The sequence below is a fragment of the Sphaerimonospora sp. CA-214678 genome, from assembly GCF_050942215.1.
Lineage (GTDB): Bacteria > Actinomycetota > Actinomycetes > Streptosporangiales > Streptosporangiaceae > Sphaerimonospora.
Genome location: NZ_CP192056.1, coordinates 4731863 through 4749678 on the forward strand (window position 1 = coordinate 4731863; position 17816 = coordinate 4749678).

A 17816-nucleotide genomic window follows, 5' to 3' on the forward strand; every position below is an offset into this window, starting at 1 on the left:
GGCGGCGCCCACCGGGCGGGTCGCACGGGCGGCTCCGATCGGGGTGCGCCCGATCGGGGCCGAACGGTGCGCCCGGGTCAGGCGTTGGTGGGGAAGCCCAGGTTGATCCCGCCATGTGAGGGATCGAGCCAGCGCGAGGTGACGACCTTGCCCCGGGTGTAGAAGTGCACGCCCTCGGTGCCGTGGACGTGCGTGTCCCCGAAGAGGGAGTCCTTCCAGCCGCCGAAGCTGTAGAACGCCATCGGGACCGGGATCGGCACGTTGATGCCGATCATGCCGACCTCGACCTCGTTCTGGAAGCGCCGGGCCGCGCCGCCGTCGTTGGTGAAGATCGCGGTGCCGTTGCCGTACTCACCGGAGTTGATGAGCCCCAGGCCCTCCTCGTACGACCGCACCCGCACGATCGACAGCACCGGGCCGAAGATCTCCTCCCGGTGCACGCGGGACCCCGGTGGCACATGGTCGAGCACGGTGGGCCCCATCCAGAAGCCGTTCCCGCGGCCGCCGGTGACCGGCGCCTCCCGGCCGTCCACCACGATCTTGGCTCCCTCCTGGACCCCGATGTCGAGGTAGGAGGCGACCTTGTCGCGGTGGGCAGCGGTGACCAGCGGGCCCATCTCCGACCTCGGGTCGTCGCCCGGGCCGATCACAAGGTCGCGGACCCTGGAAACGATCTTCTCCACGAGCTCGTCGCCCACGGGGTCGACGGCGAGCACGACCGAGATGGCCATGCACCGCTCCCCCGCGGAGCCGAAGCCGGCCGAGACGGCCGAGTCGGCGACCAGGTCGAGATCGGCGTCGGGCAGGACGAGCATGTGGTTCTTCGCGCCGCCGAGCGCCTGCACCCGCTTGCCGTGCGCGGTGCCGGTCTCGTACACGTACCGGGCGATCGGGGTCGAGCCGACGAACGACACCGCCTTCACCTCAGGGTGCGCCAGCAGCCTGTCCACCGCGACCTTGTCGCCCTGCACGACGTTGAACACGCCGTCGGGCAGCCTCGCCCGCTGCCACAGCTCCGCGATCAGCAGCGAGGCGGACGGGTCACGCTCCGACGGCTTGAGCACGAACGTGTTCCCGCAGGCGATGGCGATCGGGAACATCCACATCGGCACCATGGCCGGGAAGTTGAACGGGGCGATCCCGGCGACCACGCCGAGCGGCTGGCGGATCGAGTACGAATCGACCCTGGTCGAGACGTTCTCGGAGAACCCGCCCTTGAGCAGGTGCGGGATGCCGCAGGCGAACTCGACGACCTCCAGGCCGCGTGCCACCTCGCCGAGCGCGTCCGAGTGCACCTTGCCGTGCTCGGCGCTGATCAGCGCGGCCACGTCGTCGCGGTGCCGGTCGAGCAGCTCCCGGAAGCGGAAGAGGACCTGGGTCCGCCTGGTCAGGGACGTGTCGCGCCAGCCCGGGAACGCGCGGGCGGCGGCGGCCACCGCCGCGTCGACCTCCTCGACGGTCGCCAGGACCACCTGGCCCTCGACCTCGCCCGTGGCGGGGTTGAAGATGTCGGCGCCGCCACCCGGGCCGGCGACGGCCCCGGTGCGAGTGCCGTCGATCCAGTGGTCAACGAGCTTCGTCATTGATGGTCTCCAGAGCGGTGACGAGGATGCCCAGGCCCTCGCGGGCCTCGTCCTCGGTGAGCGTGAGCGGCGGGGCCATCCGCAGGGCGTTGCCGTACAGGCCGCCCTTGCCTGCGAGCAGGCCGAGCCTCTTCGTCTCCTCCATGAAGCGGGTGGCCAGCGCGGGAGCGGGCGCACCGCCGGCGGGGTCGACGAGTTCGACGGCGAACATCAGTCCCTTGCCGCGTACGTCGCCGACGACGGGCAGGCGGGTCGCCGCCTCGCGCAGCCCACTGATGATGATCTCGCCGGTTCTGGCGGCATTGGCCTGCAGGCCGTGGTCGAGCACGTAGTCGAGGGTCGCGTTGGCCGCGGCCATCGAGATCGGGTTGCCGCCGAACGTGGCCACGCCCGCGGCGTGCGGGCCGTCCATGAGGTCGCCCCTGGCGACGACGCCGCCGACGGCGAAGCCGTTCCCCAGCCCCTTGGCGAACGTCATCATGTCGGGGGTCACGCCGTGGTTGTGGATGCCGAAGAACGCCGAGCCCGTACGGCCCCAGCCGGTCTGGACCTCGTCGGAGATGAACAGGATGCCCTCCTCGTCGAGGACCTCCTTGTAGGCGGCGAACAGGCCGTCGGGCGCCATCGTGAAGCCGCCCACCCCCTGGATCGGCTCGGCGATCAGGGCGGCGACGTCCTTGGTGACCGCGGTGGCGAGCACGTGCCGCAGGTCGTCGACGCAGGCCGCGATGTAGTCGGCGTCCGACATCCCGCGGAACTGGGCGAGGTGCTGGTCGGCGCCGTGCAGGAAGTGCACGTTCAGCGGCGAGAGCGAGTTGTTCTTCCAGGAGCGGTTGGAGGTGACGGCCACCGCGCCGAACGACCTGCCGTGGTAGCTCTGCCGCATGGCGAGCACCTGGTCGGATTTCCGCGCGTAGGTCGCCAGCAGCAGCGCGGTCTCGTTCGCCTCCGTGCCCGAGTTCGTGAAGAACACCTTGGCGTCGGGGATGCCCGACAGCCGGGCGATCTTCTCGGCGAGTTCGACCTGCCCGCGCAGGAGATAGACCGTGGAGGTGTGCACCACCCCGGTGGCGAGCTGCCGCTCCACGGCCTCCCGCACCTCGGCGATGTCATACCCGATCATGTTGGTCAGGATGCCCGCGAAGAAGTCGAGATAGCTCTTCCCCGATGCGTCGACGACACGGTTGCCCTTGCCGCCGACGATCTCGATCGGCTCGTCGTAGTACAGGCCTACCCAGTTGGGCATGACCGCGCGATGACGGGCGAGCAGGCCGTCGGTCTGCGACGTCTGTGTGGGATTGGGCGAGGAATCCGGCATGCTTCGAGTATCCCTGCTGGTAAGCGTGCAGGCACACCCGCCAACATGTCAGCATTTTTCGCCTTTCCCTTACAGATCGGCATTTTCTCCTTTGGGATGAGGCGGCGGGCCGCCCGGATCGGGGCGATTCGGCGGCGGCGCGCGGCCGGCGGGGCGGTCACGACCGCGGTGGGCACGCCGCCCACGACGGCGATGCCGGGCACCGGCCCTGTCCGCCGCACGGTGTCGTCGAGGGCCGAGCCGACGCCCGTCCGGCCGGGCCGCCACCCGGCGATACCGGCCACGGGCCTGGTCAGGAGATGTACGGCACCGGACAGAGGAGGGTTCCCGGATCGTGAGGAGCACGCCCCCGGCGCACCGGCCGGGAGCGCCATCTTGTCATCGGATGCCGCGCGGGCTTTACATAATGATCAGGTAGCCTCGTGACATGTTGCCGACGGTCGCCGATGTATTGGCGCTGGACACGGTACGTCGGGGCAGTCCGCGCGTGGTCGCCGGCGTCGACCGGCTGGACACCCGGGTCCGCTGGGTGCACGTGGGCGAGATCGCCGACATCGCGCATCTGCTGCGCGGGGGTGAGCTCGTGCTGACCACGGGCGTCGCCCTGCCGGGCGAGCCGGGCGAGCTCGCCGAGTACATCTCCGGCCTGGCCTCCGTCGGGGCCTCCGGCCTGATCGTCGAGCTGGGCCGCAGGTTCGTCCGCGAGCTGCCCCACGCCATCGTCGAGGCGGCCGAGGAGCACGGTCTGCCGCTGATCACCCTGGCCCGCGAGACGCCGTTCGTACAGATCACCGAGTCGGTCCACGCGCGGATCATCGACTGCCAGCTGCAGGAGCTGCGGGCCTCCGAGCAGCTCCACGAGGTGTTCACCGCGCTGTCCGTCGAGGGCGCGTCCCAGGCAGAGGTCCTCGGTCAGGTGACGCGCTTCTCCGGATGCCCCGTCCTGCTGGAGAACCTGGCCCACCAGGTCCTCGCCTGCGATGCCGCCGGCGCCGACACGGGCGTCATCCTGACCAATTGGGAAAGCCGCTCCCGCTCGGTCTCCCCCGCGGAGCGAACGGCCTACGACACCGCGGCCGGCTGGCTGGTCACCATGGTCGGCGCCCGCGGGCAGGACTGGGGCCGGCTGATCATGTTCTGCGACACTCCGCCCACCCCGCGCGACATCGTGCTGGTCGAGCGGGCGGCCACCACGCTCGCCCTCGGCCGGCTGCTCGAACGGCACAAGGAGTCCCTCGAACGGCAGGCGCACGGCACGATAATCACCGGCATCCTCACCCATGCCTTCTCCAATCCCGATGAGGCGGCGGCCCGTGCCCGCGCGGTCGGCGTGCCGCTCACCGGCCGCAGGCTGATCAGCGCGGTGGTCCGGCTCACCGCACCGCCCGGCACCGCGCTCGGCGAGCAGGCCAGGCTCGGTGAGCTCGCCGAGGCCGCGGCGGCGGCGTGCCGGGAGATCAAGCTGCCCGCGCTGGTCGGCGCGCTCGACCAGAACCGGGTCGGCGTGCTGCTGCCCCTCCCGCCGCGCGCCCCGGCCGAGGCCGCCCTCGGCGCGCTGGCCGAACGCCTGCGCGCCACCTTCGCCTCTCCGTTCGTGCTGGCCGCCGGGTCCGTGGTGGAGTCGGTCAAGGACGTACGGCGCAGCTTCCTCGAGGCCGAGCAGGTCGCGGAGGTGGCGGTGCGCCAGCCCGACGGCCGGGCCTTCTACCGTCTGCCCGACCTGCGGCTGCGCGGCCTGCTGCACCTGCTGCGCGACGACGCGCGGCTCCAGACGTTCGCCGAACGCGAGCTGGGCGCGCTGCTGTCGCACGATGCCCAGCGACACGGTGACCTCACGAGAATTCTGCGGATCTACCTCGACGCGGGACGCAACAAGGCCGTCGCCGCCCAGAAGGCGCATCTTTCCCGGCCGGCCTTCTACGACCGGCTGCGGCGGCTGGAGCGCGTTCTCGACACAAACCTGGACGACGTGGAGTCATGCCTGTCCCTGCACGTCGCGCTGCTGGCCCTGGAGACGTTTCGCCGCGAGAATCCCTGACCTCTGTGGTCGCGGGCAGTTTGCCCGTTGTGCGCCTCGGCTTGTTGAGATGGCGCACACCGGAAGTCAGGTCTGCATGCCCGCGTATAAAAGCTATCTCACCGACTACCCTCCGTAGACTCGTGATCACGAATCGAATCGTGTTTGCTCGAAGAGTGCAGACCGGAATCGAACCTCAAGTCAGCCCGGCGATCGTCGTGCGCGCGCTGTCTGCCCGCTTCCCCAAGTGGACGATCTGGTGGGGCGAGGCCACGATGTGCTACTGGGGCATGTCCCGCGGACGCGACGGGGCCCTGATCCACGTCGAGGCCCGCTCCGCCCAGGACTTCGTACGGCAGGCCCGGGAGATGGACGGCCGGACATCCCCGTCGTAATCGTTCATCCTAATAGTGCCTATCTAAGGCACTCGTTCCATTCATCCACTTTGCGGGGATTTATCGGGAAAACAGGCTCAATTCTGTTGCTTTTTCGGCGTTTGGCGTCATTCTCCAGTGGTTCTCGTCACGATGGTCCAGGGAAGGATCATCACCCTGGAGAGGAACCGCATGAGACGCCACCTGGCCATGGCGGCCACCGCCCTGGCCGTGACGATGACCACCCTCTCGGCTCCGGCACTCGCCGACTCCGTCTCGGGCCTCCCGACGACGAAGTTCCCCCTCGGTGTGCCGGGAGTCCCCACGTCGGCGGCCAAGAGCATCGCCCCCGGTGTCACCTACTCGGTGCTGAGACACGGCGCTTCGGAGGACGGCTACACGGTGAGCGTGGTGGTCAAAGGCAAGGACTTCATGTCCGAGGCCACCGCCCAGGCTCAGGCGGAGGCGATCCAGGCGGCGGGACTCGAACCCCTCATGGTGAAGTTCACCCGGCCCGCCGTGGCGGACCTCCCGGCCGCGGACTACTGGATGGTACGCGTGGGGAGCTGGCCGCTCGACAAGAAGAGCGAGGCGGCCAAGATCGTCAAGCAGCTCAAGGAGGCGGGCATATCCGCCAAGGTCGACTGGCAGGGCGACGACGGCTTCGCCACCACCGGGCCCTGGAGCGTCCGCGTCATCACGGTCGATCCACGGAAGTTCCGCGGATCCTTCCAGTCCTCGCTGGGCAGAAGCACCGCCAAGCGGGAGAAGGTCACCGAGATGGCCGCGTCGGCCAAGGCGATCGCCGCGGTCAACGGCGGGTTCTTCGACATCCACACGCTACCCGCGTTCCGCGGTGACCCCACCGGGATCTCGGTCGTCGGCGGCGAACTGCTCAGCGAAGCGGTCACCGGCCGGGTCGGCCTGGTGCTCCAGGGGCGTACGGCACGCGTCACCGAGCTGTCGTCCACGGTGGTCGCGCGCCCGAGCGGCGGAACCGCCGTACAGGTGACCGGCGTCAACCGCGTGCCCAAACCCGACGAGCTCGTGATGTACACCGAGGAACTCGGCCGGGCCACCCCCAAGAACGACGGCGCCGAAGCCGTGCTCGACGCGTCCGGCCAGGTCGTACAGGTCCGTTCGGCCGGCGGCAAGGTCGCCCCCGGCACCCGCGTCCTCCACGGCGTGGGCGCGGCGGCCGACTGGCTCTGGGAGAACGCCACCGAAGGCTCGACCATCAAGGTCACGACCACGATCACGGACCTGAGGACCAGGAAGACCATCCCGCTCACGCCGCGAACCAACATCATCGGCGGGGCCATCGGCCTGGTCCGCGGTGGTCGCATCTCCATCACGGCGTCCCGGGACGGCATGGCGAACGTCAACATGATCGTACGGAGACACCCACGGACACTCGCCGGGGTCACCAGGAACGGCAAGCTGATCATCGCGGTCGTCGACGGACGCGCCCCCGGCAAGACCGTCGGCGCGTCCTTCTTCGAAGCGGCGGCGATCATGAAGTGGCTGGGCGCCCGAGACGCGATCAACCTCGACGGCGGCGGCTCGACCGCGATGGTGATCGGCAAGAAGGTCGTCAACCACCCCTCCGACGGCGCGGAACGAGCCGTCGGAGACGCGCTGCTCATCCTCGGCCCCGACACCACCCGCTGAACAGGTGATCACGCGGGCACTTCGCCGAATCCGTCCGACGATCAGGTGACCGAGACCAGCCCGGCGATCGCGTCATCGTCGCAGATGTCCCAGAACGTGCCGACGACATCCTCGAGATGATCGAGCGAGGCCGCCTCGAAGAGCACCTCCTGATATTTCGTGATGTCGTACTGTGTGGTGCCCATCGCGGCGAGGTCGAGAGGCCGGATGTCCATCCCCCGGAACTCCTCGATCTCGCCGTAAGAGCTCAGGATGCCCGCGCCGTACGCCTTGAGCTCGGCCCCCTCCCGCATGACACCGAACTCCAACGTGAACCAGAACACCTTGGAGACGAACTCCAGCGCCTCATCCGTCTCGACCCGGCGCGCCGCCCGGCCGGCGAGCCGGTACAGCTCCGCGAAACGTGGTGACGCGAGCGTGCTCGCGTGGCCGATCACCTCATGGATGATGTCCGGTTCCGGAGTGTAGAAAGGCACCGAATGGTGCCGGATGTACTGCGTGGAGTGGAACAGGCCGTCCGCCAGCACGCCGTAGAACTCCCGCAGCGGAACCAACCCGGCCGCCGGCAGGTAACGGAAACCGGTGAGCGGCGCGAGCAGCTCGCTGACCTCTTGAAGCTGCGGTATACGGTCACGCGGCAGCCCGAGCCGCTCGGCCGCATCGAGAAACTCCCGCACCGCATACGTACGGTGCTTCACCGCCAGCTCACCGGTCACGAGCGCCCAGACATGGTGCTCCTCGGCGGTGTACTCGACATGCGGAATCGGCTCGCCCGGCGTGTGGTTGAGCGCCAGCGCGGCGATGGCGTTGCGACGCTCGCGGTAAACGGCGTCAGCGAACCCCGGATGGCTCTTGGCCAACTCGACGACGACGGATCCATCGTCACGGGTCTCCACCGGAGCGAAGTACTGTGCTTCCTCGAACATACTTCTATATGACAGCAAGTCGGGGTTTGGCTGGCAAGAGTGACCACTTCAGGTGGGCGAGGTGCTCAATATCAGTAGACGAACGGGGACTTCACTGGTCGATCCGATCAGTCCCGCGTAGTCTCGAACACATGCTGGATTCGCTCGACAGCCGTCTCCTCGTCGCCATGCGCGCCAACCCCAGGATCGGGCTCACCGAGCTCGCCCGGCTGCTCGGCGTCGCCCGGGGAACGGTGCAGGCAAGACTTGAGAAGCTCACCGGACGCGGCGTGATCAGCGACTTCGGACCCACCGTGGTGACCGAGGAGATCGGCTATCCGATCCTCGCGTTCGCTTCCCTTCAGATCGCCCAGGGCAAACTCACCGAGGCCGTGCACTCACTGACCGAGATCCCCGAGATCCTCGAGGTGTACGGCACCAGCGGCCAGGCCGACCTGCTCTGCCGCGTTGTCGCACGCAACACCCCCCACCTCCAAGAGATCATCGCGAGAATCCTCGCCTCCCCCGCCATTCAACGAACCGACACGACGATCGCACTGTCCACCCAGATTCCCTTCCGCATCGAACCCCTCCTGGCGGCCGCCGCTGCGAAGTGATCACGAGAGCGCCCGGGTTGGGCTCTTGTGGCGGCGGGTCAGGTGGTGGGGTGGGGTGGGCAGGGTTGAGGTGGTGGCGGGGTTTCAGGTGGTGTACGGAGATGCGGGTGGCGGGGTTTGATGTGGTGGGGTGGCCGGGGCCGGGTGCCCTGACAGGTGCGGGCAGGGACGGGCAGCTGTTCCGGCCGGCCGTGACAGTCACGCCCTGGCGGCAGAGGCCTCCGGCCTCCCCGGGCGCGGTGGTCCCGGCACGGTCTTACGCCGGCCGGAACACCCACCCGCCCCCACCCACACCACGGACGCGCCACAGCACCGCCCCCACGGCCAACACGAACCGACCCCCACGAACCCCCGGCCGCAAACAAAAAAAGGGAGGCACCCACGGCCTCCCGACACCCGCCCGCCCGGCACCCGGCACAGAAAACGGGGGACGCCCCCCGAACACACCGCCAACGACCCAGCCCCGCACAACGCGACCAGACCCAGAAACACGCAGGCCGCCCGACAAGGAACAGCCCCGAAGCGCCTCCACCCACACAACAAAAAACGGGGGGCCACACCACCCCCCGAACACACGCCCCACACCCACACACGCACAAAGCCCGGAAACGCGTGCAGGCCGCCCCACAAGGGACGGCCCGCACACAACAATTGTCCGGCGGCGACCTACTCTCCCACACCCCCACGGATGCAGTACCATCGGCGCTGGAAGGCTTAACTACCGGGTTCGGAATGTAACCGGGTGTTTCCCAACCGCTAAAACCGCCGTAACCCTACCAAACAGCCAACCACCAACCCCACACACCGACCCCACAAAAAGAGGGCCACGCACGCGGGCACGGTCCGGTTGCTGCTCGAAAATCACACAGTGGACGCAAACACCAAGATTGTGGTCAAGTCCTCGGCCTATTAGTACCGGTCAGCTCCACACGTTACCGCGCTTCCACTCCCAGCCTATCAACCCCATCATCTACAGGGGGCCTTACCCCAAACGGGTGGGAGACCTCATCTAAAGGCAAGCTTCCCGCTTAGATGCTTTCAGCGGTTATCCCTACCGAACGTAGCCAACCAGCCATGCTCCTGGCGGAACAACTGGCACACCAGAGGTTCGTCCGTCCCGGTCCTCTCGTACTAGGGACAGCCCCTCACAAGTCTCCTGCGCGCGCAGCGGATAGGGACCGAACTGTCTCGCGACGTTCTAAACCCAGCTCGCGTACCGCTTTAATGGGCGAACAGCCCAACCCTTGGGACCTACTCCAGCCCCAGGATGCGACGAGCCGACATCGAGGTGCCAAACCATCCCGTCGATATGGACTCTTGGGGAAGATCAGCCTGTTATCCCCGGGGTACCTTTTAGCCGTTGAGCGACACCGCTTCCACACGCCGATGCCGGATCACTAGTCCCAGCTTTCGCTCCTGCTCGACCCGTCAGTCTCACAGTCAAGCCCCCTTGTGCACTTACACTCACCACCTGATTACCAACCAGGCTGAGGGAACCTTTGGGCGCCTCCGTTACCCTTTAGGAGGCAACCGCCCCAGTTAAACTACCCACCAGACACTGTCCCCCACCCGGATCCACGGGCGCGGGTTAGACATCCAAAACGACCAGAGTGGTATTTCACCAATGACTCCACGACAACTAGCGTCACCGCTTCACCGTCTCCCACCTATCCTACACAAGCCGCCCCAAACACCAATGTCAAGCTGCAGTGAAGGTCCCGGGGTCTTTCCGTCCTGCTGCGCGAAACGAGCATCTTTACTCGTACTGCAATTTCACCGGGCCTGTGGTTGAGACAGCGGGGAAGTCGTTACGCCATTCGTGCAGGTCGGAACTTACCCGACAAGGAATTTCGCTACCTTAGGATGGTTATAGTTACCACCGCCGTTTACCGGCGCTTAAGTTCTCACCTTCGCACCCCGAAGAGTGCTAAGCAGTCCCCTTAACGTTCCGGCACCGGGCAGGCGTCAGTCCGTATACATCGTCTTACGACTTCGCACGGACCTGTGTTTTTAGTAAACAGTCGCTTCCCCCTGGCCACTGCGACCCCCACCAGCTCACAACGCACAGTCGATCACCAGCAGAGGCCCCCCTTCTCCCGAAGTTACGGGGGCAATTTGCCGAGTTCCTTAACCACAGTTCACCCGACCGCCTCGGTATTCTCTACCTGACCACCTGAGTCGGTTTAGGGTACGGGCCGCCACAGCACTCACTAGAGGCTTTTCTCGACAGCATAGGATCACCCACTTCACCACAATCGGCTCGGCATCACACCTCAGGCACATGAGGAGCGGATTTACCTACCCCTCGCCCTACATGCTTACCCCGGGACAACCACCGCCCGGGATGGGCTACCTTCCTGCGTCACCCCATCGCTTACCTACTACCAGCTCAGGCCGAGCGTTCACCCTCACCCGCCACCCGAAGGCAACAGGGGGCTAAGGACTCTTAGTATCACCAGGTTCAGTATGGGCGCACCACAGCGGGTACGGGAATATCAACCCGTCATCCATCGACTACGCCTGTCGGCCTCGCCTTAGGCCCCGACTAACCCTGGGCGGATCAACCTGCCCCAGGAACCCTTGGTCATCCGGCGCAGAAGTTTCTCACTTCTGACTCGCTACTCATGCCTGCATTCTCACTCGCGCACCCTCCACCACCGATCACTCGACAGCTTCACCGGACGCACGACGCTCCCCTACCCACCCACAACCAGAACAACGTCCAGTCACAGGTGCCGCGACTTCGGCGGTATGCTTGAGCCCCGCTACATTATCGGCGCAAAATCACTTGACCAGTGAGCTATTACGCACTCTTTCAAGGATGGCTGCTTCTAAGCCAACCTCCTGGTTGTCACTGCGACTCCACATCCTTTCCCACTCAGCACACGCTTAGGGGCCTTAGTCGACGATCTGGGCTGTTTCCCTCTCGACCACGGAGCTTATCCCCCGCAGTCTCACTGCCACGCTCAACTTACCGGCATTCGAAGTTTGGCTGACGTCAGTAACCTTGTCGGGCCCATCAGCCAACCAGAGCCCTACCTCCGGCAAGCACCACGCAACGCTGCACCTAAATGCATTTCGGGGAGAACCAGCTATCACGGAGTTTGATTGGCCTTTCACCCCTACACACAGATCATCCCCCAGGTTTTCAACCCTGGTGGGTTCGGGCCTCCACCCAGTCTTACCTGAGCTTCACCCTGCCCATGCGTAGATCACTCCGCTTCGGGTCCACAGCATGCGACTCAAACGCCCTATTCAGACTCGCTTTCGCTACGGCTCCCCCACCCGGGTTAACCTCGCCACACACCACGACTCGCAGGCTCATTCTTCAAAAGGCACGCAGTCACATCACACACAAGGCGAACCCTGTGTACGCTCCCACGGCTTGTAGGCACACGGTTTCAGGTACTATTTCACAACCCCTCACCGGGGCGCTTTTCACCTTTCCCTCACGGTACTCGTGCACTATCGGTCATCAGGAAGTATTTAGGCTTACCAGGTGGTCCTGGCAGATTCACACAGGATTCCTCGAGCCCCGTGCTACTCGGGACAACCCCCAGCAGTCGGCATGATTTCACCTACCCGGCTTTCACGGTCTCCGGCCGCCCATCCCAGAACGTTCGACTACCACACCGATTTATCACTGCTTGAGAAGACAGCGGTCTCCTCCAGAAGCTCCCACAACCCCGCACACGCAACGCCCGCCGGCTATCACACGCGCACGGTTTAGCCTCCTCCGCTTTCGCTCACCACTACTCACGGAATCACAATTGTTTTCTTCTCCTACGGGTACTGAGATGTTTCACTTCCCCGCGTCACCACCAACCGCCCTATACATTCAGACGGCGGCAACACCACATGACTGGTGCTAGGTTTCCCCATTCGGACATCCCCGGATCAACGTCTGGTTGGCGACTCCCCGAGGCTTAACGCAGCCTCCCACGTCCTTCATCGGCTCCTGATGCCAAGGCATCCACCGTGTGCCCTAAACAACTTGGCCACAAAAGATGCTCGCGTCCACTATGCAATTCACAAACAACAACCAGAAAAACCAGCCCACCCCACCACCAAACACCCGAAACCCACCCACAAGCCGCAACCCCGCACCCCAACGAGCACAAGACCACGACCCATAAGCAAGCCCCAAGCCGGTATGGCAGGAGACCAGCCCCGCACGAAGGAAAAACCACCCACCCCAGACACCCCGCGAAACCCCCCACCCCACACGAAAGCGTGCAACACACACACGCACAACGCGAAAGGACAGAACATCCCACGACGCCCAGAGCAGAACACAGCCGTTCCCTCAGGACCCAACAGTGTGCCCGGACTCTCCCAGCCCGCCCCATGCCTTTCCCACTCCGCAACCCCCACCCCCACACGAATGAAGAGACAGAAACCACGGCGGTACTCACCAACAGACCGACCAGAACAACCCGAATAACCAGTGCTCCACTAAGCAGCACGCCACGCACCGAACACACGCCGGTGACCGCAGCGACACTAGACCAAACCCCCAACACCCCATCCACTCCCACCACGAAGGCAGAAAAGAACAGATGCCACGAGCCGGCCACATGCTCCTTAGAAAGGAGGTGATCCAGCCGCACCTTCCGGTACGGCTACCTTGTTACGACTTCGTCCCAATCGCCAGCCCCACCTTCGACCGCTCCCCCCAAACGGGTTGGGCCACGGGCTTCGGGTGTTGCCGACTTTCGTGACGTGACGGGCGGTGTGTACAAGGCCCGGGAACGTATTCACCGCAGCATTGCTGATCTGCGATTACTAGCGACTCCGACTTCATGGGGTCGAGTTGCAGACCCCAATCCGAACTGAGACCGGCTTTTAGGGATTCGCTCCCCCTCACGGGTTAGCAGCCCTCTGTACCGACCATTGTAGCATGTTTGCAGCCCAAGACATAAGGGGCATGATGACTTGACGTCATCCCCACCTTCCTCCGAGTTGACCCCGGCAGTCTCCCATGAGTCCCCGGCCGGCCGAAGCCGCCGCTGGCAACATGGAACAAGGGTTGCGCTCGTTGCGGGACTTAACCCAACATCTCACGACACGAGCTGACGACAGCCATGCACCACCTGTACACCGGCCCCGAAAGGAACACCCGTCTCCGAGCGCGTCCGATGTATGTCAAACCTTGGTAAGGTTCTTCGCGTTGCGTCGAATTAAGCAACATGCTCCGCCGCTTGTGCGGGCCCCCGTCAATTCCTTTGAGTTTTAGCCTTGCGGCCGTACTCCCCAGGCGGGGCGCTTAATGCGTTAGCTACGGCACAGGAACCATGGAAGACCCCCACACCTAGCGCCCAACGTTTACAGCGTGGACTACCAGGGTATCTAATCCTGTTCGCTCCCCACGCTTTCGCTCCTCAGCGTCAGAACTGGCCCAGCAAGCCGCCTTCGCCACCGGTGTTCCTCCTGATATCTGCGCATTTCACCGCTACACCAGGAATTCCACTTGCCCCTACCAGCCTCTAGCCTGCCCGTATCCACCGCAGACCCGTAGTTAAGCCACGGGCTTTCACGGCAGACGCGACAAGCCACCTACGAGCTCTTTACGCCCAATAATTCCGGACAACGCTTGCGCCCTACGTATTACCGCGGCTGCTGGCACGTAGTTAGCCGGCGCTTCTTCCACAGGTACACGTCAACTTCGTCCCTGCCGAAAGAGGTTTACAACCCGAAGGCCGTCATCCCCCACGCGGCGTCGCTGCGTCAGGCTTCCGCCCATTGCGCAATATTCCCCACTGCTGCCTCCCGTAGGAGTCTGGGCCGTGTCTCAGTCCCAGTGTGGCCGGTCGCCCTCTCAGGCCGGCTACCCGTCGTCGCCTTGGTAGGCCATCACCCCACCAACAAGCTGATAGGCCGCGAGCCCATCCCCAACCGAAAAACTTTCCACCACCACCAGATGCCCGGAGTGGTCATATCCAGTATTAGACCCGGTTTCCCAGGCTTATCCCAGAGTCAGGGGCAGGTTACTCACGTGTTACTCACCCGTTCGCCGCTCGAGTACCCCGAAGGGCCTTTCCGCTCGACTTGCATGTGTTAAGCACGCCGCCAGCGTTCGTCCTGAGCCAGGATCAAACTCTCCAAACAATGTCTGAAAAGAAACCCCAGCCAACACCCACCACCACCGAAACAGCAGTGGATGCCGATCAAAGGAATCCGTCCCCCACACACCCACAAAAAAAAGGGGCGCGCGAGAACGGGGTAATGCATCAAAATGCACTGGCTTTTAGCACACTGTTGAGTTCTCAAGAAACGGACGCGTACACCACCACCCAGACCAGCCGCCAGGCAGACCCAGGATCCGGGGCGTTACATCAGCTTCACTTTGTGTCATCTATTCTCGCCAGTCCCGGAGGATCCTGTCAAACCAGCCCCACCGGCAACCCGGCCAAACCCGCTTGACATCACCCCCGCCACCCGGCGGGAATTCCGACCACCCCTTCCGGGGCAACCCCTCTAACTTACCCGGCCCGACCCCACCACGCAAACCGCAGCGAACCCAAGATCCGAAAAGAAGAGGAGACACCGAGACCATACCCGGACGAACCACACCCCGTCGAAACGACCGGGAGAGAGATCCGCCGGATCACCCGGCTCAACAAGATTACCAGAGCTGGACACCAACCGCGGCCGACCATGCGGTCGGGACAGGATCTGGCAGAACCCGACCGGACACGGCCGTCCGCGGGGACTTGCGGGATCTTTTGGAGACGGTAGAAACGATGGGTGATTCAACAGGGATTCCCACGCGCCCTGGTGGTGCTGCTCGGAGCGGCCGCCGCCGTGGTCACATTGGCCGGAATTCAGGCGGTCGGGTCGATCCTCGGGCCCGTCGTCCTGGCGCTGACCCTGGTGATCGCCGTATCGCCGGTGCGCAACTGGCTGTCTCGGCATCGTGCCCCCACCTGGATGCAGATCGCCATCCCACTCGCGATAGTGCTGCTGGTCCTGCTCAGCATGGTGGCGATCCTCAGCCTCGCCGCCGCACAGCTGGCCCTTCTCGCGCCCACCTACGCCACGCAGTTCAACAAGATGGTCACGGACCTCCGGCACTGGGCCGCCGGCCTCGGCTACGGCAGCGAGCAGCTCAACGAGGTGCTGTCCTCGCTCGACGCGGGCAAGGTGATCGAGGTGGCCCAGGGTCTGCTGAGCAGCGTGATGAGCGTGCTGTCCAGCCTCTTCCTGATCGTGGTGCTGCTGCTGGCGATGAGCCTCGACGCCCCGTTCTTCTCACGTATCGTCAACGCGGCCGCGGCCGAGCGCCCCGACCTGACCCGGGCGCTCAAGACCTTCACCTACCGGACCCGCCGCTATCTGATCGTCTCGACCCTCTTCGGTCTGATCTGCGCGGCGCTCGACGTCGCCGCGCTCTACGCGCTCAGCGTGCCTCTGCCTCTGCTCTGGGGAGTGCTCGCGCTGATCACGAACTACATTCCGAACATCGGGTTCGTCCTCGGTCTGATCCCGCCCGCGCTGCTCGGGCTGCTGGAGGGCGGACCGAAGACCATGCTGCTGGTGATCATCGCGTACCTCGTGATCAACGTGGTCGTCCAGTCGTTCATCCAGCCGAAGTTCCTGGGCGACGCCGTAGGCCTGTCCACCACCGCGACGTTCCTGTCGTTGATCGTCTGGGCGTGGGTTCTGGGACCGCTGGGCGCGCTTCTGGCGATTCCGCTGAGCCTGCTCGTACGAGCCCTGCTCATCGACAGCGATCCGGAGAGCAAATGGACGGCGGCCCTGCTCTCCGGATCATTGCCGGAACCGGAACCGGAGCAGGCGCCCGAGTCTGCGGGGCCACCCGCTCCGGAGCCGAAGCCGACCCCGCCTCCGGCGGGACCGGCTACCGGTTGATCGTCACCTGATCTCCTCGCCCACCTGGGGCTGGGCGGGCGAGGCGTCGGCCTCCGCCGCCTGCCTGCGACTCCACGGCAGGGCCGCGATGATCAGCGGGAACAGCACGATGGAGCTCATCGCCCATGGCTTGTGCAGTTCGTACCACTGCTCTCCGGGGAACTGGGTGAGCACGAGATATCCCAGGGCCGCCCACAGACAGCACCCGAGGATCGCCGGCCAGGCCCAGCGGGTGGGCCGGGCGACCAGGAACGGCATGAACCACAGCAGGTACTGCGCGCCGAGCCGCGGCGTGAAGATCATGAATGCGAGCAGGATCGCGATCGTGACGTCGACCGGGTGGGCCCTGCGCCACCAGATCAGGCAGGCGACCAGCGAGGCATAGATCAGGTACTGGCCGATCCTCGCGGGAGCCGGATCGAGGTTCCACTCTCCCCCGCTCAGCAGGGCCGTCCAGCCCCAGTCGCCCGTGATGGGCCGTACGTCACTGGGCCGCAGGCCGATGGCCTGGAGCACGTCGTCGAGCTCGCTCCACTTGGTCCAGCCGCCGATCGGCAGCGACAGCAGGAACAGGATCGGCGGTACGCCGGTCGCGACCAGCGAGACCAGGCGGGAGCGCAGTCCCGGGAGGAGCATGAGCATCGCCGGCACGAGGATCACCGGCCAGCTCTTCGCGCACAGCGCGAGCCCCATCAGCAGCCCCGCCCCCACGGCCCGGCCGGTGGCCGCGCGGTCCGCGTCCAGAGGGTGCGTGAGGCGGCGTAGGAACTCGCCCGGACGCAGCCAGGGCAGCGGCTCGGGGCGTTGCCAGCCCTCGGGCCCGCGGGCCACGACGTACGCCGCGACGGCGAAGACCAGCGAGACCGGCTCGACCTGGCCGTGCACGGAGGCGACGAGGATCGCCAGCGGGTTGCACGCGTACTGGAAGGCGCGCAGCCGTGCGGCGGTGCCTCCGGCCAGTTTGCCGACCAGCGGGATCAGCACGATGTCGGCGGCCACGGTCACCAGCCTGCCGGTGACCTCCCAGGGGATGCCCAGCCAGAGCAGCAGGCCGTACATGTAGGGGATCGTCGGCAGGAAGTGCCACCCGCCGTTGCTCTCGAGCACCGGGTCTCGGTGGTTGAGGATCGCCTCACCGGCCGGTTTGAAGCTGCCGACGTAGTCGGGCGGCTGCCATCCGTCCGTGGCGGCGATCACCAGGATCAGCGCGCGGACGCCGATGCCGACCGCCAGGGTCACCGCGAGGGAGGGCTTCCAGCCCTTCCGCTCCGCGACCACCGCGACAACGACTCCGGCTATGAGCACGAGGGCTGTGTGGATTGCGTAATGCATGGCGAAGCCAAGCGTGCCCCACAAACGGTGAAGGAGGCGACTCGATGGAAGATTTCTGGTCCCCCCGTCGCGCTCTGTCACTATTCGCGGTATTCTGGCCACTCACAGTAACAACTGGGAGACCTCG

General features: G+C 65.4%; 9 protein-coding genes and 3 rRNA genes. 5 read left to right on the plus strand and 7 right to left on the minus strand.

From position 1 onward, the window contains the following. Positions 1–77: 77 nt before the first annotated feature. Entirely contained in the window at positions 78–1583 is a 1506-nt protein-coding gene (locus ACQP1K_RS21200) for a CoA-acylating methylmalonate-semialdehyde dehydrogenase (RefSeq protein ID WP_433497451.1), read from the minus strand. Continuing rightward, positions 1567–2829: an aspartate aminotransferase family protein gene (locus tag ACQP1K_RS21205; RefSeq protein ID WP_433501608.1), complete on the minus strand. Its 1263-nt coding sequence runs from the start codon at positions 2827–2829 to the stop codon at positions 1567–1569. Before ACQP1K_RS21205 ends, ACQP1K_RS21200 begins: the two co-directional genes overlap by 17 nt. Positions 2830–3328: 499 nt before the next feature. Between ACQP1K_RS21205 and ACQP1K_RS21210 the strand changes: the two genes are divergently transcribed. The 3 genes from ACQP1K_RS21210 to ACQP1K_RS21220 all read left to right on the plus strand — a co-directional run bounded on the left by ACQP1K_RS21210 (position 3329) and on the right by ACQP1K_RS21220 (position 6963). Next, complete coding sequence (locus tag ACQP1K_RS21210) at positions 3329–4939, plus strand: PucR family transcriptional regulator (RefSeq protein WP_433497452.1); 1611 nt, start codon at positions 3329–3331, stop codon at positions 4937–4939. A 155-nt stretch (positions 4940–5094) separates the two neighbouring features. Next, a complete protein-coding gene (locus ACQP1K_RS21215) occupies positions 5095–5313 on the plus strand; it encodes a hypothetical protein (RefSeq protein ID WP_433497453.1) in 219 nt (72 codons plus the stop codon). A gap of 171 nt (positions 5314–5484) precedes the next feature. Next, positions 5485–6963 carry a phosphodiester glycosidase family protein gene (locus ACQP1K_RS21220; protein ID WP_433497454.1) on the plus strand — a complete coding sequence of 493 codons (1479 nt, stop codon included), beginning with the start codon at positions 5485–5487 and terminating at the stop codon, positions 6961–6963. 41 nt (positions 6964–7004) lie between these two features. Here the strand turns inward: ACQP1K_RS21220 and ACQP1K_RS21225 are convergent, their stop codons facing one another. After that, on the minus strand, positions 7005–7889 hold the full coding sequence (locus ACQP1K_RS21225) for a phenylalanine 4-monooxygenase (protein ID WP_433497455.1): 885 nt from the start codon (positions 7887–7889) through the stop codon (positions 7005–7007). A gap of 131 nt (positions 7890–8020) precedes the next feature. Between ACQP1K_RS21225 and ACQP1K_RS21230 the strand changes: the two genes are divergently transcribed. Beyond that, positions 8021–8485, plus strand: a complete 465-nt coding sequence (locus ACQP1K_RS21230) for an Lrp/AsnC family transcriptional regulator (protein WP_433497456.1) — start codon at positions 8021–8023, stop codon at positions 8483–8485. A gap of 653 nt (positions 8486–9138) precedes the next feature. On the opposite strand, the gene rrf is transcribed toward ACQP1K_RS21230, so the two are convergent. The 3 genes from rrf to ACQP1K_RS21245 all read right to left on the minus strand — a co-directional run bounded on the left by rrf (position 9139) and on the right by ACQP1K_RS21245 (position 14593). Then, positions 9139–9255: ribosomal RNA gene (rrf, locus tag ACQP1K_RS21235) — 5S ribosomal RNA — on the minus strand. A gap of 119 nt (positions 9256–9374) precedes the next feature. Further along, positions 9375–12485, minus strand: a 23S ribosomal RNA gene (locus ACQP1K_RS21240). A 588-nt stretch (positions 12486–13073) separates the two neighbouring features. Continuing rightward, positions 13074–14593: ribosomal RNA gene (locus ACQP1K_RS21245) — 16S ribosomal RNA — on the minus strand. The 16S, 23S and 5S rRNA genes sit together here, the layout of an rRNA operon. Positions 14594–15232: 639 nt before the next feature. Here ACQP1K_RS21245 and ACQP1K_RS21250 point away from each other — a divergent pair. After that, on the plus strand, positions 15233–16357 hold the full coding sequence (locus ACQP1K_RS21250; protein WP_433497457.1) for an AI-2E family transporter: 1125 nt from the start codon (positions 15233–15235) through the stop codon (positions 16355–16357). 3 nt (positions 16358–16360) lie between these two features. Here ACQP1K_RS21250 and ACQP1K_RS21255 read toward each other — a convergent pair whose 3' ends face one another. Beyond that, positions 16361–17689 (minus strand): hypothetical protein, encoded by a 1329-nt coding sequence (locus ACQP1K_RS21255; RefSeq protein ID WP_433497458.1) that lies wholly within the window; start codon positions 17687–17689, stop codon positions 16361–16363. Positions 17690–17816 lie beyond the last annotated feature (127 nt).